We start from the raw sequence: 19,752 nt of genomic DNA, 5'->3' as shown, positions 1-19,752 counted from the left end.
GGTGCCGCTCTGACACCGTCCATTGCAGCGCATATCACGCCCGGTCAGCACAGTGAGGAACCGGCCCGATGGACTTGTTCCGCTGCCTGACACGCCCGCGACACGCCGATTTCATCGAGTAGCGTGCCGGTGGCAATCCCGACACCGAGATCTGCGGCGCGGTCGAGATCTGCTGCGGTATCGACGTCCTGGCGCAATCCGGGCCAGTCCCCGAGCAACTCCACCGCACCCGCCGCGATATGCCTGCGGGCCGAGTCCGGGCCGAACATGGGGTTCAGCGCCGCGGCCGGATCACGCAGCAGCAGGGCGACGGTGCCGCTGCCCTCGTGATCGGCCACCACCGAACGCCGATGCCCGGCGACGGTCAGCATGTCGGTCAATTCCTGCGCGCGCAGGGCGGGCAGATCGGCTTGCAGGGCAAGCAGATCGACGGGACCATGCGCACCCCGGATCGCCGCGGCCCCGGCCGCCAGCGCGGCATTGAGGCCGCCGGGAACCTCCGGCTCGGGTTGTACGCGCGCGCCGAGGCCACGCACCAGATCGCTCACCGTCGGGTCCGGCGTCACCACGGTCACCGAGGCGATACCGGTTGTGGCCACCGCGGCGCTGACGGTATCGGTGAGCATGGCCAGCACCAATCTCGGCCGGTCCTGCGGTCGCAGCCGATCAGCGAGCCGGCTCTTCGCCAGCTCGAGATTCTTCACCGCGATCACGGCGTGCACGGTCGACCGCATGCCCGAATCCTCCCACTCTTTGGTGACGGCTGGATGAGCACCCGCCCACGCATGACGACAACCCATACTCGCCGGTCTGGCTTCCCGATCCGGTGGTGCTCTTCCAGAGTGCCCAGCCACGCTGCTCCACGCACCCGCACCGCGCGTTTCCCGCGCGACACGATTGCGGCGGTGACACAAACGGGGGGCGGCGACATTCCCGCGTCTGGAGTATCCGCTTTGCGATGCTCGGCGCGGTGGTTTCGGGGCGCGCATATATTGGGCAGATGGCTAGGGCAGCGGTGTTGGGAGCGGGGTCTTGGGGGACTGCGTTCGCGAAGGTGTTGGCGGAGGCGGGAACCGAGGTCACCATGTGGGCTCGGCGGGCAGAGGTGGCGAAAGCGCTGGCCACCGAGCATCGGAATCCCTGGTATCTACCGGATGTCACGCTGCCGCCGATCGCCGCGACCGATGATCATCGGATCGCTTTGCAGGGCGCGGACATTGTGGTGCTGGCGGTGCCGTCGCAGTCGCTGCGCGCGAATCTCACGGAGTGGCAGCCCGATATTCCGGGCGAAGCCACGCTGCTGAGTCTGGCCAAGGGCATCGAGACCGGGACGCTGCTGCGGATGAGTCAGGTGATCTCCGAAGTCAGTGGCGCGGATCCGAGTCGGGTCGCGGTGCTGTCGGGTCCGAACCTGGCGCACGAGGTCGCCGCGCGGCAGCCGACCGCGACCGTGGTCGCCTGCACCGATACCGCGCGCGCCGAGGCGGTGCAGCACGCGAGCGCCACCGGATACTTCCGGCCGTACACCAACAGCGATGTGATCGGCTGTGAAATCGGTGGTGCCTGCAAGAATGTGATCGCGCTTGCCTGCGGTATCGCCTCCGGAATGGGGTTGGGCGACAACTCGATTGCCAGTCTCATCACGCGCGGGCTCGCGGAGATCATTCGGCTCGGGGTGGCCGTCGGCGCGGAACCGGTGACGCTGGCCGGGCTCGCCGGGGTCGGCGATCTGGTCGCCACCTGCACTTCACCGCTGTCGCGCAATCGTTCGTTCGGGCATGCGCTCGGGGCGGGCGGCACCATCGAATCCGCGCAGCTGGCCACTCATGGCCAGGTCGCCGAGGGTGTGAAGTCCTGCACATCGGTGCGGGCACTGGCCGCGGCGCACGGGGTGGAGATGCCGTTGACCAATGCCATGCATCAGGTCTGCCATGAGGGGCTGCCCACCGCCGACGCGGTGGGGCAATTGCTGGGGCGCCGGCTCAAGTCGGAATGATTGTGGCGCAAGGTCGATGACCGCCGCGCCGACCGGGCGGCGGGCGATTGCCGCGGGGCGGGCGGGCCGTACCCGGAGATGGTGCGATTGCGGCGCGGGACCGAGCGGCGGCCGGCCCGGCCCCGACTCGGGCGGGCAGCGGTGCCGTGCGATGGGAGTGACCGCGTAACCGAGTTGGCATCACCGCCGGATATGGTTCCGGGCATGACCAACAGGATCCGGGTGGCGGTGGTGTTCGGCGGGCGCAGCAACGAGCATGGCGTCTCGTGTGTGTCGGCCCGTACGGTCTTGGGCAGCCTCGATCCCGAACGGTACGAGGCGGTTCCGATCGGCATCACCCGCGACGGCACCTGGGTGCTGAACTCCGCGGACTCGCACGCGCTCACCGCGGACGCGAGCCGGGAACTGCCGTCGGTGGATTCGGCAGGCACCGAACTGATGCTCGCCGCCGACCCCAGCCGCGCGGGCGGACTGGTTCCGCTCGGCAGCCCGGACGCGGTACTCGGCAGTGTCGATGTGGTTTTCCCGGTGCTGCACGGCGCGTTCGGTGAGGACGGCACCCTGCAGGGGTTGCTGGAGCTCGCCGGGCTGCCGTATGTCGGCCCGGGTGTGCTTGCGAGTGCCGCCGGTATGGATAAGGAATTCACCAAGAAACTCCTTGCGGCGGAAGGGCTTCCGATCGGCATCCAGGTGGTGCTGCGGCCGGGTGTCGCGACGCTGTCGGAGGCGGATCGCGAGCGGCTCGGCCTGCCGGTGTTCGTGAAGCCCGCGCGCGGTGGGTCTTCCATCGGCATTACCAAGGTCGACGCCTGGAGTGAGCTCGAGGCCGCGATTACCGTTGCGCGACAGCATGATCCGAAGGTGATCATCGAGGCCGGGATCGTGGGCCGCGAAGTCGAGTGCGGCGTACTGGAATTCCCGGACGGTCGCGTGGAAGCCAGTGTGGTGGCGGAGATTCGGATGCCCGAGGAAACCCTCGAGGGCCCGGAATTCTACGACTTCGACACCAAATACCTCGACGACGTCTGCGAATTCGATGTCCCCGCCAAGCTGGACGACGATGTGTCGCAACAGATTCGGGACATCGCCGTACAAGCCTTCCGCGCCCTGGACTGCCAGGGCCTGGCCCGCGTCGACTTCTTCGTCACCGCCGACGGCCCGGTCATCAACGAAATCAACACCATGCCCGGCTTCACCGCCATCTCCATGTACCCGCGCATGTGGGAGGCCACCGGTATCGGTCGCCGGGACCTGGTGACCAACCTCGTCGAAACCGCATTGGCGCGCGGCACGGGACTGCGCTGAATCAATGTGCATGGTGCGACCTGCGGGTGATGACAGCCACATCTGAGGCTGGGTAGCCTCGAAGGCGTGCTCATGGCGATGACCATCCCCGGCTTGGCCCTGCTGATTATCGTGGTGGCCTTCGCCGAGGTCGCGTACCGCAAGGTCAGCGGCCGCACCGGCCTCCCCTGGATGCGCGACCCCGAGGCCGAATCCGAGGGCCGCGGCGCCGCCGCCATCGGCTTCGAAACCTTCGGCTCGGTCTTCGATCCCGGCAAGAAACACGAATTCGAGCAACGCCAAACCGTCCTCATGCATCGCGAGAACCCCGGCGACGGTGACGGCGGCATAGACGTCGACCTCACCGCCGGCAAAGTCAAAATCCGCAAACTCTGACCCGCGTCCCGACGAGCTCGGCTCCCGCCGAAGTCCCGTCAAGAGGTGCGGCTCTCCGTCATCCCGCCACGCTGGTCCCTGGGTTCTCGGCACGCCGGCCTCCGGGTTCTCGACGCGGTGGCCCCCGCGTTCCCGGCATGCGGGCTCCCCGTCATCCCGGCATGCTTTTGGCCGGGATCCACATCGCAGGACCGTGCCACTAGTTGGGCAGTGGTCCCGGATCGAGCGGCTGCTGCGGAATCGCTTTGGTGATGGCGTCCGAAATCTCTTGCAACGGAGTCGGTCCCGCGTTGTCGGGCATGGTCAGCGCGATGTAGGTGCCGCGATCCACCGCCCAGTAGGTGCCGGAGGCCGCGCCGCTGGTCGAGTCGCGCACGTCGAACCAGTTCACATTGTTGACGACCTGCAGCGGTGAGGCGCGATTGAATTCCATGGGCCGCTCCAAACCGCAGCGCAGCACGATCGCGTCGCCGCCGTCGGCCTGCTGCCACGCCTTGGCACCGGCCGGAGCGGGCTGTACGAGTTCGGACGTGGTGTAGTCGCCGAACTTCTCGGGCAGCGCGGGCAGTAGCGCCGAACACTGCGGACCCGTGGCGGCGGGGGCTCCCACCGCGCCGAGTACCAGCGGTTCCCGAGTCGGATGCCGATTCGCCAGTACACCCATCACCAGCACACCCGCGACCAATGCGATCGGCAGCGCGACAGCCGTGGCGATCAGCGCGGGCGACCGGCCCTCGCTCGGCTCATCCTCATCCGCGTCGGATTCGTCCGTGTCCGTGGACTTCACCGCGCTGTCGTCCGCGCTCGGCTTGTCGGCGCGGGCGGTCTCGGCGGATTCGCCTGCATCGCTCGCGTCGGCCGTGGCGGTCGCTGTGCCGGAGTTGTTGGTTCCGTCGGCGGCCGGCTGCGTGTCCGTGCCGGAGTCGCCGGTCCCGTCGGTGGCCGACCGCGCGTCCTTGCCGGAGTCGCTCGACTCGTCGGCTGCGGATGCCTGCGTGCTGTCGGCGGCGGGCTGCTTCGCGATATCCACCGCTCCGGGCGCAGTCGCCTCGGGCGTGCTGGATTCCGGTTCGCTGCCGCGGGTGTCGTTGCTCATCCGGTCGTCGGTCCCCGATCGTGCCGTGCCGGGGCACAGCGCGTCCCGGCTGGTGGTCGTCGATTTCGTGTCCGAGGGTACCGTTTCGAGGTCCGACGTCCGCAGCCCACTCACCGCCGAGGAGACCGTCATCACCGCCAGTAGCAGGCCACGCGGTTCTGCGAGCCGCGCCACTGCCGATCGCTTTCCCGGGTACGGGAGCGATGCGAAGACCGTGCGCGAACTCGGGGAGTTCGGGTTGATCGCGCGGATCAACGCGGGGCGGAAGCAGGGGCCAGGTGTGCTGCTCGGGCCTGGGGATGATGCGGCGGTGGTGGCCGCACCGGATGGCCGGTTCGTGGTGACAACGGACATGTTGGTGCAGGACCGGCATTTCCGGCTCGACTGGTCCAGCGGGCGTGACATCGGCCGCAAGGCGATCGCACAGAACGCGGCGGATGTGGTCGCCATGGGCGCCACGCCGAGCGCGTTCGTGGTTTCGTTCGGCTGCCCGCCGGAGACCCCGGTCGATTTCATCACCGATCTCGCGGATGGCATGTGGGCCGAGGCCGAGCGCGCCGGAGCCTCCATCGCGGGTGGTGATGTGGTGCGCGCTCCACTATTGGTGATCTCGGTGACCGCGTTCGGTGATCCGGCCGGGCGTGAGCCGATTCTCAAGTCGGGCGCGCGCCCGGGTGATGTGGTGGCCGTCGCCGGACTGCTCGGTTGGTCCGCCGCGGGGCTGGCGCTGCTGCTCGACGGCAACAATCCGGAGAACCATCCCGGTGTGGACGCCTCACATTGGCCGGATGTCGTTGCCGTGCACAAGGTTCCGCAGCCCCCATACGCCGCTGTGCTGGATTTGCCGCCCGGGGTGAGGGTCGATGCCCTCACCGATGTCTCCGACGGCCTCCTGGCTGATTTGGGGCATATTGCCGAATCATCCGGTGTCGCCATGGATCTCGACTCGGCGACCCTGCGCGATCCCATCCTCGAACCGATCGCCGAAGCCCTCGGCGCAAGCGCCCTCGACTGGATTCTGGCGGGCGGCGAAGACCACGCCTTCGCCGCGACTTTCCCCGAATCCGTTGCTCTGCCAGCGGGTTGGGTTCGTATCGGCCGAGTTACCGAAGGTTCGGGCGTCACGGTGGACGGCACCGCTCGAACCGGACCCACCGGTTGGGAATCCTTCGCATAGGTGGGCGGTCTTCCGCTCGGAAACTCGCCACGATAAGTTCTCCCGACATGGGCAACAAACCGCTGTCGGAGGTCGTCGATTCTGGATGGGCCGAGGCCCTGGAACCGGTGGCCGATCGCATTGCCGATATGGGCGAATTCCTCCGTACCGAAAACGCTGCCGGGCGTGGCTATCTCCCCAAGGGCGATAATGTGCTGCGCGCCTTCCAGCGTCCGTTCGACAAGGTCCGGGTCCTCATCGTCGGCCAGGATCCGTACCCCACTCCCGGCCATGCCATGGGGCTGAGTTTCTCGGTGGAACCGGATGTCAAACCGGTGCCACGCAGCCTGGCGAATATCTTCTCCGAACTGACCAAGGACCTCGAACTCCCGATGCCGTCGTGCGGTGATCTGTCACCGTGGTCGGATCAGGGTGTTCTCATGCTGAACCGAGTCCTCACCGTGCAGCCCGGCCAGGCGGCCTCGCATCGCGGTAAGGGCTGGGAAGCGGTGACCGAGCAGGCAATTCGGGCTTTGGTGGCCCGTGACCAGCCGCTGGTCGCCATTCTCTGGGGCCGCGACGCCATGACTTTGAAGCCGATGCTGGGGTCGACCCCGTTCATCGAATCCGCCCATCCCTCACCGTTATCCGCCTCGCGCGGATTCTTCGGATCGCGCCCGTTCTCACGTACCAACGAATTGCTGGGTACATTGGGTGCCGCGCCGGTGGACTGGCGTCTGCCCTAAGCGCGATCCCGTTTGAACCGATTCAGGAGCATGTGAATGCAGAACAAGACTGCCCGTAGTGTTTTCGTGGCGCTGGTAGCGGGAGCGGCCCTCGCCAGCGCTCCCGCCGTCGCCGGCGCCGAAGCGTTGACGTTGGAGCCTTTCACCAACGCGCCCGCGTCGACCGAGGGTGGCACTCAGGTGGCGAGCTTGTTCGACACCAATAGCGCCACCACCATGAGCTCGCAGGTGACCTCGCGCATCGCCTGCCTGCCGATGACGATCAGCCAGAACCTGGACTGCTTCACCGGCGACAAGTAGCTGATCGCCTGATCGGTGTGGCGGCGGCACCGATCAGCCGGTGATGCGGCGCACCATACGCACTTCCATGGAAGGCGTGAAGGCTTCGACACGGCGTTCGCCCTCGAGTTCGAAGCCGTATTTGCGGTAGAAGGCCCGGGCCCGCGGATTCTCCTCGAACACCCAGAGCGAGGTATCGGCGTCCTGGGCCAATACTGTTTTCATCAAGTCCTGCGCGACACCGGTGCCGTACCAGGCTTTCCGGACATACATGGCGCTGAGTTCGCGTTCGGCGACCGGTGATTCATCCCGGCTGGGACCGCTGCTCGCGAATCCGATGACGGTGTCGTCGATGACCGCGACCACCGTGCGCCCCGGATAGTTCACCCGGATCTTCTCCCACGCCTCCGCGCGCTTGCCCACATCGAACGCGTCCAGCACATGGGCGGGCACCAGATCCTGATATGCCTCACGCCAGCATTCGATATGGCATTGCGCCAAGCTGTGGACGTGCTCGGCTTCGAGTGGAACCACTTGCCACGCACTCATTTTCGCCCCCTGCTCCGCCATTCATTCGGCGAGCTCCACCAATATGCCCGGGGCACAACAAAAGCCCCGGACCCATTGTGGGTGCCGGGGCGTTTGTAGAAAAGCGGGCAATCAGCCGCGGGCGACCTTGCCGGCCTTGAGGCAGGAGGTGCACACGTTCATGCGGCGGGTGTTGCCGGGGGCAACCTGCGCACGCACAGTCTGGATGTTCGGATTCCAACGACGGTTGGTGCGCCGGTGCGAATGCGAAACCGACTTACCGAAGCCGGGGCCCTTGGCGCAGACGTCGCAGACGGCAGCCATAGTCGCGAGCTCCTTCATGTCATGTGGGGACACACTGCAATAACAGCGAGTCCGGAAACTTTAATGTCTTGGACGTGCCTGCCAGCGAATCGCTAGCGAACGCGTTTCTGATTCCCGAGAAAGGATCAGTGCCCGCGTCGGGCAACCGCACAAGAGTAACCGCCCCCAACCCGGCGTGTCCAATTGCCCCCGGTTCACCCTCCGGCGGGGCCAGGCGAACGGCAGGTGACAGCGGGGTGTCGGTAGCCCCGACTAGGCTGGCAGCCGGGATTCGGGGGGACGTGATGTGCGGCGAAAGGACGGTGACGGTGCCCAGGGTCGGGGACGTGCTCGACGGTGCAGCGCTGCTGCGGTGGGCCCAGGCCTGCCTGCAAGCCCTCACCCGCCACCGGGACGAGATAAACAGCCTCAATGTCTTTCCGGTCGCCGACTCCGACACCGGCACCAACCTGCTGAGCACCATGCGTGCCGCGGTTCGTGCGGCCGAAGAGGTGACCGGAGGGTCTGCGCGAGCGATTGCCACCGCCATGGCGCGGGCGGCGATGCTCGGGGCGCGCGGGAATTCGGGAATCATTCTTTCGCAGGTGCTGCGGGGGGTGGCGGATGCGGTCGGTGATGACGACCTCGACGAACAGACGCTGCGCCTTGCGCTGCGGCGGGCGGCGCGATTGGTGCGGGAGGCGCTGAGTTCGCCGGTGGAGGGGACCATGCTCACCGTGTTGGATCGGGCGGCCGATCATGCGGCGGAGTGTTCGGAGAAGACATTGAGTGCGGTGGCGTTGGCCGCCGCCGATGGTGCGGCCAAGGCACTGGGGGAGACGCCCTCGCAATTGGGAGTGCTGGCGCGGGCGGGCGTAGTTGATGCCGGTGCGCGCGGGCTGCTGGTGCTGCTGGACGAATTGGTGCTGATCACCAGCGGGCAGGCTCCGCACCGGCCCGAGTATGTGCCGGAGCGCGAGGTGGCGGGCCGCAGCGGCTTCGGTGCGCATGGCAGCGCGACCCGTGGCTGGGCGAGCCGCGTGGGTGATTCGGGTGGTGGCGATGGAGATTCGGCCGCGGGTGGGCGGTCGGGTCATGCCGTCGCCGAGGGTGCGCCGCACTACGAGGTCATGTTCCTGCTGACCGGGGCCGATGCGGCCGGTGTGGACGCGTTGCGGGAAGAGCTTGGGGGCCTGGGGGATTCGGTTGTCGTGGTGGGGGATGGGGGCGGGACCTGGTCGGCGCATGTGCACTGTGCGGATGCGGGCGCGGCCGTCGAGGCCGGCTTGGTCGTCGGACGTTTGAGTGGGATTCGGATCGAGACGCTCGCGGTTTCCGCGTATGCACCGGAGGAGCCGGGCGAGCGCGGGATTCTCGCGGTGGCCGCCGGGGATGGGGCCGTTCGGCTGTTCGAGGATGCCGGGGCGGCGGTGCTCGAAGGCGAGGTCACGGCGGAGGCGCTGCTGGCGGGGATCCGGCGGTTGCCGCATCGGGAGGTGCTGGTGCTGCCCAACGGGGCGCTGCCCGCACACGAGTTGATGGCGGTGAGTGTGGCCGCGCGCGACGGGAATCGGGATGTGCTGATGCTGCCGAGTGGGTCCATGGTGCAGGGGCTGGCGGCGCTGTCCATGCACGACGGTGGGCGGATCGCGGCCGACGATGTGTTCGCCATGTCCGAGGCCGCGGCCGGAACGCGGTGGGGCGCTTTACGAATCGCGCCGGAGCGGGCGCTCACGATCGTCGGCACCTGTGAGGCCGGCGACGGGCTGGGGCTGGTCGGGCAGGATGTGGTCGTCATCGACCCCGATATGCGGGCCGCCGGTCGCACCCTGTTGGACCGAATGCTCGGTCTCGGTGGCGAATTGGTGACCATGCTGGTCGGAGCCGAAGCGCCGCAGGGACTTTCGGAAGAATTGGCCGAGCATGTCGGCGCCGCGTTCCCCGGCGTCGAGGTGGTGGTGTATCCCGGCGGTCAAGCCGGTGATCTGGTGCAGATCGGGGTGGAATAGGTGGCGACACTGGGTGATCGGCTCGACCACGTGCTCGGCGTGAAAGCCGCCGAACCCCTGGCCGAGGCATTCGACATGCACACCGTCGAGGACCTGCTACGGCATTATCCGGCGCGCTACGCCACCCAGGGTCAGCCTCTCACCGAGGAGGCGCCCGAGGAGGGCCAGCACATCACCGTCATGGGCCGGGTCACCAAAACCGATCTGCGGCCCATGAAGAATCGGCGCGGCAGCCTGCTCAAGGTGAGCCTGGATACCGGTGGCGCCAAGCCCATCGAGGTCACCTTCTTCAACGGCGACAAGGTGCGCCACCTGGTGAAGGAGGGTGTGCGCGCCATGATGTCCGGCACCGTGCACTGGTGGCGGCCGGACCGCTGGAATCTCTCGCACCCCGACTATCTGATCCTGCCCGACAAGGGCGACGGTTCCATCGAGAACCTCACCGCAGTACGCGGCGGCGGAGCCCTGCGCGGTCTGGCGCAGAGCGCGAAAGGTGCGGGCGGCGTTGACGTCTCGTTCTTCGAACGCGAATTCATCCCCGTCTACCCCGCCACCGCCAAGGTGCAGAGCTGGGACCTGCTCCGCTGCGTCCGCCAGATATTGGACCAGTTGGACCCCATCGAGGACCCGCTCCCCGCGGACCTGCTCACCGAGCATTCCCTGCTCCCGGTCTCGGACGCCCTGCACCTGATCCACCTACCCGAGAGCAAGTCCGATATCGAACAGGCAAGGGGCCGACTGCGTTTCGACGAGGCCCTGGCCCTGCAACTGGTCCTGGCCGAACGCCGCCACCGGGCTGAAGGCCGCACCGCCAAATCCAGCCCGCCCCGCACCGACGGCATCGCCGCCGCCTTCGACAAGCGCCTCCCCTTCGAACTCACCGAGGGTCAGCACACCGTCATCGACGAAATCGCCGCCGACCTGACCCGCACCCACCCCATGCACCGCCTGCTTCAGGGCGAGGTCGGCTCCGGCAAAACCATCGTCGCCCTGCACGCCATGCTGCAGGTGGTCGACAACGGCCAGCAATGCGCCCTGCTGGCCCCGACGGAAGTGCTTGCCGCACAGCACTATCGGTCATTGAAGGCCATGCTCGGCGATCTCGGCAATGCCGGTGAACTCGGCGCGGCCGATATCGCCACGAAGGTGGTCCTGGTCACCGGCTCCATGTCCGCCGGCCAGAAGAAGGCCGCACTACTGGATGCGGTCACCGGCGAGGCGGGCATCCTCATCGGCACCCACGCCCTGATTCAGGACAATGTCGAATTCTTCGACCTCGGCATGGTGATCGTCGACGAACAACACCGCTTCGGCGTAGAACAGCGAGATGCCTTGCGCGCCAAGGCCAGGAACGGCATCAGCCCACACCTGCTGGTTATGACCGCCACCCCCATCCCGCGCACCATAGCCATGACCACCCTCGGCGACCTGGAAACCTCCACCCTCACCCAACTCCCGCGCGGCCGCTCCCCCATCACCTCGAAAGTGGTACCCGCCAAGGCGAAACCGTCATGGGTGGATCGCGCCTGGGAACGCATCCATGAGGAGGTGCAGGCGGGCCGCCAGGCGTACGTCGTCTGCTCCCGCATCGGCGATGAGGAGGAGAACGGAAAAGCCAAGGGCCGCAAGGCGAAATCCGAAGAGGAGAAGGAAGGCCCGACCACACATTCGGCGGTCGACATCTTCGAAATGCTCTCCACCGGCCCGCTGAAGGATCTCCGCGTGGGCCTACTGCACGGCCGCCTGCACTCCGACGAAAAAGACCGCGTCATGCGAGCTTTCAACGAGGCCGACATCGACGTGCTGGTCTGCACCACAGTCGTCGAAGTAGGCGTGGACGTCCCCAATGCCACAGTCATGGCCATCATGGACGCCGACCGCTTCGGCGTAAGCCAACTCCACCAGCTCCGCGGCCGAGTAGGCCGAGGCAAACACCCCGGCCTCTGCCTACTGATCACCGAATCCGGCCCCGTAGGAACGGCAATGGCCCGCCTGGAAGCAGTAGCCGCCACCACCGACGGCTTCGAGCTGGCAGTCCTGGACCTCCGCCAACGCCGAGAAGGCGACGTCCTGGGCTCCGCCCAATCCGGCACCGCCCGCACCCTCCGCCTCCTGTCCCTCCTGGACGACCTGGAGGTAATCACCGCCGCCCGGCAATTGGCCAGGGAGATAACAGAATCCGACCCGGGGTTGAAGAAGCACCCCGGCCTGGCCGGCATGATGCACGCCGCAGTGGATGGCGAACGCCTGGAGTACCTGGCGAAGTCGTGAGTTGAGGGCGGAAAGACAAGAGCCTCAAAGACAAAAGACCAAAAGACAAAGACGCCAGGAAGAGAAGAAGAGACAACCCAAGGTGGACAATCCGGACAAGGTGAAGCGTTTCCGGGGGACCGGGCACACCCTTATCGACTCATCACACCCCGTCTCGTGCCCGCACACCCCGTGTACAAGGGGTGTGCCGGTGAGACACGGGGTGTGATGGCTTCGGAGGGTGGGGGATTTGGGGGTTTTGGTCTTTGGGGTTTGGGTTTTTTGCTCGAGATCGGTACCACGGCCTGCCCGCCAGGCTGGTAGGTGAGAGTGCGGCTCCCAAAGGGGGGAGCGAAAGCCGGGTACGGCAGGCGGCGTAACCACTCCGAAGATTCTTGGCCTTCTTCCGAACCCCGCTGGAACGTACTGTCCCGCAGGGTATTCGGCTACGAAGGCCCCGTGTACACAACGGCTCGTGCCTAAAACGCCGTCCCCAAGGTCCGATCCCCGCCGAGTGTGCACTCAGGGCGGCAATCCGCCCATATCACCGCCCTGCCAGCACACTCGCCAAGCTCCCTGCCGGTCGGTAGGTGGATGTGGCTGCGGGGGAGGGGGATTGGGTCAGTGGGGGAGGCGGGGGTAGGGGAGGTCGGTGCTGGTGGTCTCGGTTATGGCTAGGGGGCGGCCTATTTGGGGGAAGGCGCGTTGGGTGCAGTTGGGGCGCTCGCAGACCTTGCAGCCCGCGCCGATGGGGATGGCGGTGGCCGGGTCGTCGAGTTGCAGGCCGCGGGAGTAGGCGAGGCGGTCGGCGTATTCGATATCGCAGCCCAGGCCGATGGCGAATTCTTTCGATGCCGTGCCGAATCCGGTCGGGGTCGGGGTGGTGGTGCGGGCGACCCAGAGGTAGCGGCGGCCGTCGGGCATGGCGGCGACCTGGGTGAGCATGCGCCCCGGGTGGGCGAAGGCTTCGTGGACCACCCACAGCGGGCAGCTGCCGCCTACGCGGGAGAAGTGGAAGGCGGTGGCGGACTGGCGTTTCGAGATGTTTCCCGCGCGGTCGGTGCGGATCAGGAAGAAGGGGACGCCGCGCTGGCCCTGGCGTTGCAGGGAGGACAACCGGTGGCAGACGGTCTCGAAGCCGACCTCGAAGCGCAGGCTGAGCAGGTCGATGTCGTAGTGGAGTTCTTCGGCCGAGCGCAGGAATTTGCTGTACGGCAGGATGAGCGCGCCCGCGAAGTAATTGGCCAGGCCGATGCGGGCCAGCGTGCGGGATTCGCCTGCGAGAGACGGTGTTTCGTCGAGCACTTCATCAAGCAGATTGCCGTGCAACAGGAATGCCAGTGTCGAGGCGATCTGGAAGGCGCGCTGCCCCGGCCGTAATCGTCGCGCGAGGGTCAGCGTGCGGGTTTCCGGTTCATAGTGGCGCTTGGGCACATTCGGGTCGGCGCCGTCTCCGCGCACCAGGACGGTGACGCCCGCGCGTTCCTCGGCGATGCGGGCGAGTTGGCGGTCCAGTGATCCCACCGTCAGCCCGCAGTCCTCGAACAACCGCTCGGCGGCCAGATCCAGTTGGGCGATGTGATTGTGGTGGTCGTAGAAGAAGTCGCGCACATCCTCGTACGGCATGGGCACGCCGGGTACGCCCGTAGGTGTGGCCACCTTCGAGGAGAGCAGGTCCAGTTGATCGGTGGCCGCGCGTAGTCGACGATGCATGGCCACAACGATTTTCGCGACTTCGGGCATGCGGGTGGCCAGGTCTTCGACCTCCGCGACCGGCGCCGCATTGCCGCCCGCCGCCTCCACCAGGATCTCGTGTAGGTCGGAGACGAGGCGCGCGTCGGAGTCCGCGGCGAAGAACTGCACATCCAGATCGAATGTCGAGTTCAATTTCAGCAGCACGGGAATGGTGAGGGGCCGCTGATCCCGCTCCAGTTGGTTGAGGTAGCTGGGGGAGAGATCCAGGGATTTGGCCAAGGCCGCCTGGGTCATCCGCCGTTCCTCGCGCAACCGCCGTAGTCGAGCACCCGCATACATCTTGCGCACAGTGCAGGATGCTACCGATCGCGCTTCGCAAACATCGCAAATTGAAAGGACTCGCGACTTCTTCTTATTGCTGCGTGGCGTTTCGCGCTCGCGGTGCGACTGCGTAGCATGCGAATTCGGCGGTTTGGGCGGTTTCATGCAAGGCGCTCATCGTACGCGCGAGCGACCCCGGCCGCGGCCGAACCGGGGTGGCAATCGGCCGGGCAATCGACCGTCTCAGGCCAGTATGAGGTGAACCTGAAGTTCGCCGACCAGGAATCCGAGGACCGCGCCGATGGCGACGAGCTTCCACTCGTCCTGCTTGAACGCCGGGCGCAGCAGGCCCTCGTATTCGTCGTCATCGAGTTGCTTGGTCTTCTCGATCACCAGGCTGCGCACGTCGAGGGCTTCCATCGCATGCCGGTCGAAACCCGAGTTGGCGGCGGCACGCACATGATCGAGGACGAAGCGCACGGCATCGCGTTCCAATGCGGTGTAGCTGTCGCGAGCGACCATGAGCATGAACGGTTTTGCCGGTCCGGTCTGCAGATCGAGGAATTCGCCGACGTGATGATTCAGCAGTGAGGCCAACCGGTCGGCACGCTCACCGTTCAGGACGGCTTCCAGAATCCGTGCGGGGGTGAGGATTTCGGTGGCGATGAGATCGCCGTAATCGGTGCACACCTGCTCGCGGCGTTTGTGGAACAGTCCCTGCCAGCGCAGTGGGCCGATGCCGACCGGTTTGATCGGCCGGAAGATCATCTGCAGCGCAAGCCAATCCGTCACCAGTCCGGTGAAACCACCGAAAGCCGGCATGAGCCAGGACGAATGGGTGAACGCCCAGGTGACCATCTGTACGAAGCCGAGCACCGTGCCGAAGATCAGTCCCGATCGCACGATGAACCGCAACTCGTTCGCGCCTACCCGGCGCACCATCTCCACCAGCAGTTCTTTATCGTCCACCAGCGCGTTGATGGCCATCCCGCGCAGGTCCATCACCTGATCGATATTGGTACGCAGATCGAAGACGATATCCTCGATCAACCGCGGTAGATCCCGTTGCGCGCGTTCGATTATCGCGCGCTGCGCCATATCGGGCATGTTCACCCACAGCCGCGGCTGATGCTTCATCATCATTTCGCGGACCATGTAGTCGACGCCCGCGTCCAGGGGTTCACGCAAACGCGTTGTCAGCTCGGCGATATCGATGCGGGCGATAATGTCCTGCGGATCGATGAGCTTGCCGAACATGAGATCCACGGCAATGGTCGCCATGCGCGGCGCGGACCGCGGGATGACGCCCTGCCAGCCGAGGAACGGTGGGATACCGCGGAATTCGAGCGGATACATCAGCATCTGCACGGCGACGATCTTGGTCACCCAGCCGATGAGCGCGGCCACCACCGGAATCGAGCAGTACAGCAGCCAGTGGTCGGCGAAATCGGCGATCACGAGGCGATCGACTCCGTTGTTCGGATTGCCATGCCCGCTCCTTGGTGCGATTATTCGTATACAACGATTCGGTTATTCGTATCGAGAGGCTAGGAGACGCGCGTGCCCGCTGGCAAGACCCGGACCACCGACAGCTCCCCGCCCACCCAGCGCGTCATCTCCATCGTGGAATTGCTCGCCGCCCAGCCGACCCCGCTGACCTCGGCGGAGATCGCCGACAGTCTGGAACTCAACCGCTCCACCGCCGGGGCGATCCTGGCCGCGCTCACCGAACGCGGCTGGGTGCGCCGGCTACCGGATCTCACCTACCGGCTCGGCCCCGCGCTCGCCGCGCTCGGGGTGCGCGTCGCCGATTCGCGCGGCGACCGGGCCTGGCTGAACGAGGAGCTGGAGCGGCTCGCCGAGAATGTCGACTGCGGCGCGGCCCTCACCGCCATCGACGGCGAATACCTCGAATTCGTCGCCGTGACCCGCGACCGCCTCACCGTCGGCATCAAATCCGGGGCGCGCATCCCGCTGCTCGCGCCCGCCGGTGCGGGCATGATCGCGCACTGCGGCCCAGGCCGCCAACAGGATTGGCTGGAGACCCGCGGCCCCGAACGCCGCGACGAATACCGCGAAGTGCTGAGCACCCTGCGCGCCACCGGCTACTGCGCCTGGCGACTGGAACCCGACAGCCTGCCCACCGCCCGCGTCCTCTCCGACGTCGCCGACCACCTCGCCGAACATCCGGCCGGCAAAGACCTGCGCGGCCGCGTCCTGGCGCAACTGGCCACCATCGTCGGCAGCGCCTACGACCAGGCCACCCTCGACCAGGACATCCAGCTACCGCTGAGCTATGTCAGCGCCCCCGTCTTCGACGGCAGTGGCCACGCCGTCATGGAGCTCCAAATCGGCCCGCTCCGAATGGATGTCACCCGGCCCGAACGCCGCCGCTACCTCGCCGAGCTGTCCGCTGCCGCCCGCCGCATAGGCGACGGCATCGAAAGGAAACACCATGCCCGACCCTGACAACGCCAGAAGAATGCCGGGATGACAGGGATGTTTCGCGACCAGACGACGATGTGATGACTCGTCGTGGGATTGCGGGGGGTGGTCGCTCAGTCGGCGGGGAGTATTACCGCTTGGGCTACAACCACGTTGGTGCCGTTGAAGGTGGCGGCGGGGGAGCCGTGCAGCCGGTACCCCTCCTCCAGGAGGGCGCTGATGCGTTCGCAGAAGGTGACGTCGTCGGGGCCGGTGATGAGGCGGTAGCGCAGACGGTGGGTTGTCATCGCTCGAGCCTAGAGGCGCTGATTCGATGAAATGCGAGGGTGCCGCCACGAGGGATCGCGGTGGGGTGATGATCAGATAGGGTGCGCGGTGGGCCGGGTCGCACAGTGGAGGGAGCGTTTTCGTGCGCAGAGCCGGGAATGGGGCGGGATGGGTTCCGGGGTGCGGAATCGGCTTGGCGGCAGTGATTCTCATGGCATCGGGGGTTCGAGCCGCCGCTGACGTACCCGAGCCTCAGGAGAATTCGGCCGCCAAATTGGCCCGGATCACGCCAGAGCTGTTGCCCATGCGGGCCGACCGGTCGATGGATGTGGCCTACCTGGGCCGCGCCGATACCGTATTCACGCATCTGGGCTCGGGGAACGCGGCGGACTATGAAATCGGTTCCATCGGTAAGACATTCACCGCTGAGCTGTTCGCCGATGCGGTCGCCCGAGGTGAGTTGCGCACGGATACCCGATTGGGGGAGCTGCTCCTGCTGGACGACGGATTCCTCGCCGCGCCCCCCGGGAGAGAAGTGACCGACCGCGCCCTTTGCGAGAGAGACGATCGGTTACGCATGTGATGCCGAGTGCCGGTGGGCTGACCCTGGAATCAGGGACCAGCCCACCGTGCGATCAGCGGACCGCTCGAGCGGCGGCGACCATATTGCGCAGGGACGCCTCCACCTCGGCCGGGCCGCGGGTCTTCAGGCCGCAGTCCGGGTTGACCCAGAGGCGTTCGGCGGGAACGGCTTTCAGGGCCTCTTGGAGCGAGGTGGTGATCTCCGTGACCTCGGGGACGCGGGGGGAGTGGATGTCGTATACGCCGGGGCCTACGCCGAGGGAGAAGCCCGCGGTATTGAGGTCGTCCAGGACCTCCATGTGTGAGCGGGCCGCCTCGATGGAGGTGACATCGGCGTCCAGTGCGGCGATGGCACCGATCACCTCACCGAATTCCGAGTAGCACAGGTGGGTGTGGATCTGGGTTGCATCGGAGACGCCGGCGGTGGCGAGGCGGAAGGCACCGACGGCCCAATCCAGGTATGCCGCTTTGGTTTCCGCACGCAGCGGGAGCAGTTCGCGCAGGGCGGGTTCGTCGACCTGGATGATGCGGATGCCTGCCGCCTGCAGATCCACCGTCTCGTCGCGGATGGCCAGCGCGACCTGACGGGCGGTGTCCTCGATCGGCTGGTCATCGCGCACGAACGACCACGCCAGGATCGTGACCGGGCCGGTGAGCATGCCCTTGACCGGCTTGTCGGTGAGCGACTGGGCGTAGCCGATCCAGTCGATCGTCATCGGATTCGGCCGTGCCACATCACCGAACAGGATCGGCGGGCGTACGCAGCGGGTGCCGTACGACTGCACCCAGCCATTGGCGGTGGCCTCGAAGCCGGTCAGCTGCTCGGCGAAGTACTGCACCATGTCATTGCGTTCGGGCTCACCGTGCACCAGCACATCCAGGCCCAGCTTCTCTTGCAGTGCAATGACTTCCGCGATCTCGGTGCGCATGCGTTCGTTGTACTGCTCGACTGTGATATCACCCTTGACCAGCGCTGCCCGGTCTTTACGAATGGCCGGGGTCTGCGGGTAGGAGCCGATGGTCGTCGCCGGCAGCAGCGGCAAGCGCAACCGTTCCTGTTGCAGCACACGGCGTTCCGCGGCGGGCGCACGATGGGTGGCCGCATCGCCGAGTGCGCTCAGCCGGGCCCGTACGGTGTCATTTCGCAGTCGCGGGTCGGTGGCCCGCGCCGCGAGTGCCGCACGCGCGGAAGCCAATTCGCCGGCCACCGCATCGGTCCCCGCATGCAGCGCGGTGGCCAGTAACCGCACCTCGGCGACCTTCTCCGCCCCGAACGCCAGCCACGACCGCAGCGCCGGATCGATCCCGGTCTCCACCTCGAGCGAATACGGTACGTGCAGTAGCGAACTGGAGGTCGAGACCGCCAGCGCGCCGGTGCTGCCGAGCAGCGTGCCCAGGGTCGCCAGCGCGTGATCCGTATCGGTGCGCCACACATTGCGCCCGTCGACCACGCCCGCCACCAGTAGTTTGTCCGCCAGGGCCGGGATCGCCGCCACATCCGCCACCGCGGACCCGGTCGGAAGGTGTGTGGTGCCTGCGGTGAAGTCCAAGGCGATGCCCTCGACTGCGGTGCCCGCCAGCGCCGCCAGTGCTGCGCCCGGACGGCCGAAGTAGGTGGCCACCAGGATCGCGGGCCGCGCGGTGGCGGCCGACAGATCCTCATAAACCCTTGCCGCGATCTCGATTTCGGCGTCGCTCAGATCGGTGACCAGCACCGGCTCATCGAGCTGTACCCAGGTCGCACCGGCTGCGGCGAGCTGGGCGAGCAGGTCGAGGTAGAGCGGCAGGAGGGCGTCGATGCGCCGCAGCGGATTGCCCTCGGCGTCCTTGGCCAGCTTCAGGAAGGTCAGCGGGCCGATGACCACGGGCCGTGCCGGTACTCCCAGCGTGAGGGCTTCACGCAGTTCGCCGAGCAGCTTGCTCGCGTCCAGCGTGAAAGTGGTGTGCGCGCCGAACTCTGGCACCAGGTAGTGGTAGTTGGTGTCGAACCACTTGGTCATTTCCAGGGGTTCCACGCTGTCGGTGCCGCGCGCCGCCGCGAAATACCGGTCCAGTGGATCGGCGATTCCGGCGACCCGCTCGGGCAGCGCGCCGAACATGACGGCCGTATCCAGCATCTGGTCGTAATAGGAGAAGGTGCCGACCGGGATGGAATCCAGTCCGGCCGCGACGAGCTCGGTGAGCTGGGTGCGGCGTAGTTCGGTGGCGACGGCATGCAGCTCGTCGGCTCCGATGCGTCCCGCCCAGTAGGACTCGATCGCGCGCTTCAATTCCCGGCGCGGCCCGATCCGTGGGAGGCCGAGAACCGTTGCGGTGAAAGGGGAGGTGTTGGTCACGGGTGTGCTCCAGTGTTCCAAGTCCACTGGTCGCCGCCACGGGTGACGCGAACCCGGGCACCC

18 protein-coding genes are annotated in these 19,752 nt (G+C 66.7%); 10 read left to right on the top strand and 8 right to left on the bottom strand.

Features of this window, described 5'->3' with window-relative positions:
- Positions 1 to 44: 44 nt before the first annotated feature.
- Complete coding sequence (cofC, locus tag GFY24_RS26990) at positions 45 to 734, bottom strand: 2-phospho-L-lactate guanylyltransferase (RefSeq protein WP_153807883.1); 690 nt, start codon at positions 732 to 734, stop codon at positions 45 to 47.
- A gap of 266 nt (positions 735 to 1,000) precedes the next feature.
- Here cofC and GFY24_RS26985 point away from each other — a divergent pair, with 266 nt between their 5' ends.
- The 3 genes from GFY24_RS26985 (at position 1,001) to GFY24_RS26975 (ending at position 3,676) form a co-directional block, all read left to right on the top strand.
- Positions 1,001 to 1,996, top strand: coding sequence for an NAD(P)H-dependent glycerol-3-phosphate dehydrogenase (locus tag GFY24_RS26985; RefSeq protein ID WP_153807882.1), 996 nt, complete (start codon positions 1,001 to 1,003; stop codon positions 1,994 to 1,996).
- Between the two features lie 204 nt (positions 1,997 to 2,200).
- Positions 2,201 to 3,301: a D-alanine--D-alanine ligase family protein gene (locus GFY24_RS26980; protein WP_153807881.1), complete on the top strand. Its 1,101-nt coding sequence runs from the start codon at positions 2,201 to 2,203 to the stop codon at positions 3,299 to 3,301.
- 72 nt (positions 3,302 to 3,373) lie between these two features.
- Positions 3,374 to 3,676, top strand: coding sequence for a DUF6191 domain-containing protein (locus GFY24_RS26975; RefSeq protein WP_228566688.1), 303 nt, complete (start codon positions 3,374 to 3,376; stop codon positions 3,674 to 3,676).
- Positions 3,677 to 3,875: 199 nt separating this feature from the next.
- Here GFY24_RS26975 and GFY24_RS26970 read toward each other — a convergent pair whose 3' ends face one another.
- Complete coding sequence (locus tag GFY24_RS26970; protein WP_375336106.1) at positions 3,876 to 4,463, bottom strand: DUF3515 domain-containing protein; 588 nt, start codon at positions 4,461 to 4,463, stop codon at positions 3,876 to 3,878.
- 523 nt (positions 4,464 to 4,986) lie between these two features.
- On the opposite strand from GFY24_RS26970, the gene GFY24_RS26965 reads away from it, so the two are divergent.
- The 3 genes from GFY24_RS26965 to GFY24_RS26955 are packed head-to-tail and all read left to right on the top strand — an operon-like array spanning position 4,987 to position 6,974.
- Positions 4,987 to 5,949 carry a thiamine-phosphate kinase gene (locus GFY24_RS26965; protein ID WP_309231389.1) on the top strand — a complete coding sequence of 321 codons (963 nt, stop codon included), beginning with the start codon at positions 4,987 to 4,989 and terminating at the stop codon, positions 5,947 to 5,949.
- A gap of 47 nt (positions 5,950 to 5,996) precedes the next feature.
- Positions 5,997 to 6,674, top strand: a complete 678-nt coding sequence (locus tag GFY24_RS26960; RefSeq protein ID WP_153807879.1) for a uracil-DNA glycosylase — start codon at positions 5,997 to 5,999, stop codon at positions 6,672 to 6,674.
- A gap of 36 nt (positions 6,675 to 6,710) precedes the next feature.
- Positions 6,711 to 6,974 carry a hypothetical protein gene (locus GFY24_RS26955; protein ID WP_153807878.1) on the top strand — a complete coding sequence of 88 codons (264 nt, stop codon included), beginning with the start codon at positions 6,711 to 6,713 and terminating at the stop codon, positions 6,972 to 6,974.
- Between the two features lie 33 nt (positions 6,975 to 7,007).
- Here GFY24_RS26955 and GFY24_RS26950 read toward each other — a convergent pair whose 3' ends face one another.
- Complete coding sequence (locus tag GFY24_RS26950) at positions 7,008 to 7,502, bottom strand: GNAT family N-acetyltransferase (protein WP_153807877.1); 495 nt, start codon at positions 7,500 to 7,502, stop codon at positions 7,008 to 7,010.
- Positions 7,503 to 7,613: 111 nt separating this feature from the next.
- Complete coding sequence (gene rpmB / locus GFY24_RS26945) at positions 7,614 to 7,805, bottom strand: 50S ribosomal protein L28 (protein ID WP_039799620.1); 192 nt, start codon at positions 7,803 to 7,805, stop codon at positions 7,614 to 7,616.
- A 284-nt stretch (positions 7,806 to 8,089) separates the two neighbouring features.
- On the opposite strand from rpmB, the gene GFY24_RS26940 reads away from it, so the two are divergent.
- Together GFY24_RS26940 and recG are read left to right on the top strand one after the other, a co-directional pair.
- Positions 8,090 to 9,793 carry a DAK2 domain-containing protein gene (locus GFY24_RS26940; protein ID WP_153807876.1) on the top strand — a complete coding sequence of 568 codons (1,704 nt, stop codon included), beginning with the start codon at positions 8,090 to 8,092 and terminating at the stop codon, positions 9,791 to 9,793.
- A complete protein-coding gene (gene recG, locus GFY24_RS26935; RefSeq protein ID WP_309231380.1) occupies positions 9,794 to 12,064 on the top strand; it encodes an ATP-dependent DNA helicase RecG in 2,271 nt (756 codons plus the stop codon).
- Between the two features lie 600 nt (positions 12,065 to 12,664).
- Here the strand turns inward: recG and GFY24_RS26930 are convergent.
- Both GFY24_RS26930 and GFY24_RS43450 read right to left on the bottom strand, forming a co-directional pair.
- Positions 12,665 to 14,086, bottom strand: a complete 1,422-nt coding sequence (locus GFY24_RS26930) for a short-chain fatty acyl-CoA regulator family protein (RefSeq protein ID WP_309231379.1) — start codon at positions 14,084 to 14,086, stop codon at positions 12,665 to 12,667.
- A 216-nt stretch (positions 14,087 to 14,302) separates the two neighbouring features.
- Positions 14,303 to 15,517, bottom strand: a complete 1,215-nt coding sequence (locus GFY24_RS43450) for a DUF445 family protein (RefSeq protein WP_309231378.1) — start codon at positions 15,515 to 15,517, stop codon at positions 14,303 to 14,305.
- 102 nt (positions 15,518 to 15,619) lie between these two features.
- On the opposite strand from GFY24_RS43450, the gene GFY24_RS26920 reads away from it, so the two are divergent.
- Positions 15,620 to 16,528 (top strand): helix-turn-helix domain-containing protein, encoded by a 909-nt coding sequence (locus tag GFY24_RS26920; RefSeq protein WP_153807875.1) that lies wholly within the window; start codon positions 15,620 to 15,622, stop codon positions 16,526 to 16,528.
- Between the two features lie 89 nt (positions 16,529 to 16,617).
- On the opposite strand, the gene GFY24_RS26915 is transcribed toward GFY24_RS26920, so the two are convergent.
- Positions 16,618 to 16,791 carry a DUF1737 domain-containing protein gene (locus GFY24_RS26915; RefSeq protein WP_153807874.1) on the bottom strand — a complete coding sequence of 58 codons (174 nt, stop codon included), beginning with the start codon at positions 16,789 to 16,791 and terminating at the stop codon, positions 16,618 to 16,620.
- A gap of 173 nt (positions 16,792 to 16,964) precedes the next feature.
- Here GFY24_RS26915 and GFY24_RS26910 point away from each other — a divergent pair, with 173 nt between their 5' ends.
- Complete coding sequence (locus GFY24_RS26910; RefSeq protein ID WP_228566687.1) at positions 16,965 to 17,354, top strand: hypothetical protein; 390 nt, start codon at positions 16,965 to 16,967, stop codon at positions 17,352 to 17,354.
- A 52-nt stretch (positions 17,355 to 17,406) separates the two neighbouring features.
- On the opposite strand, the gene metE is transcribed toward GFY24_RS26910, so the two are convergent.
- Positions 17,407 to 19,689 carry a 5-methyltetrahydropteroyltriglutamate--homocysteine S-methyltransferase gene (gene metE / locus GFY24_RS26905; protein WP_309231377.1) on the bottom strand — a complete coding sequence of 761 codons (2,283 nt, stop codon included), beginning with the start codon at positions 19,687 to 19,689 and terminating at the stop codon, positions 17,407 to 17,409.
- Between the last annotated feature and the right edge of the window lie 63 nt (positions 19,690 to 19,752).

Source organism: Nocardia sp. SYP-A9097, from assembly GCF_009649815.1.
GTDB lineage: Bacteria > Actinomycetota > Actinomycetes > Mycobacteriales > Mycobacteriaceae > Nocardia.
The sequence above is the reverse complement of the archived record's forward strand: the minus strand, read 5'-3'. Positions and strand labels throughout refer to the sequence as shown.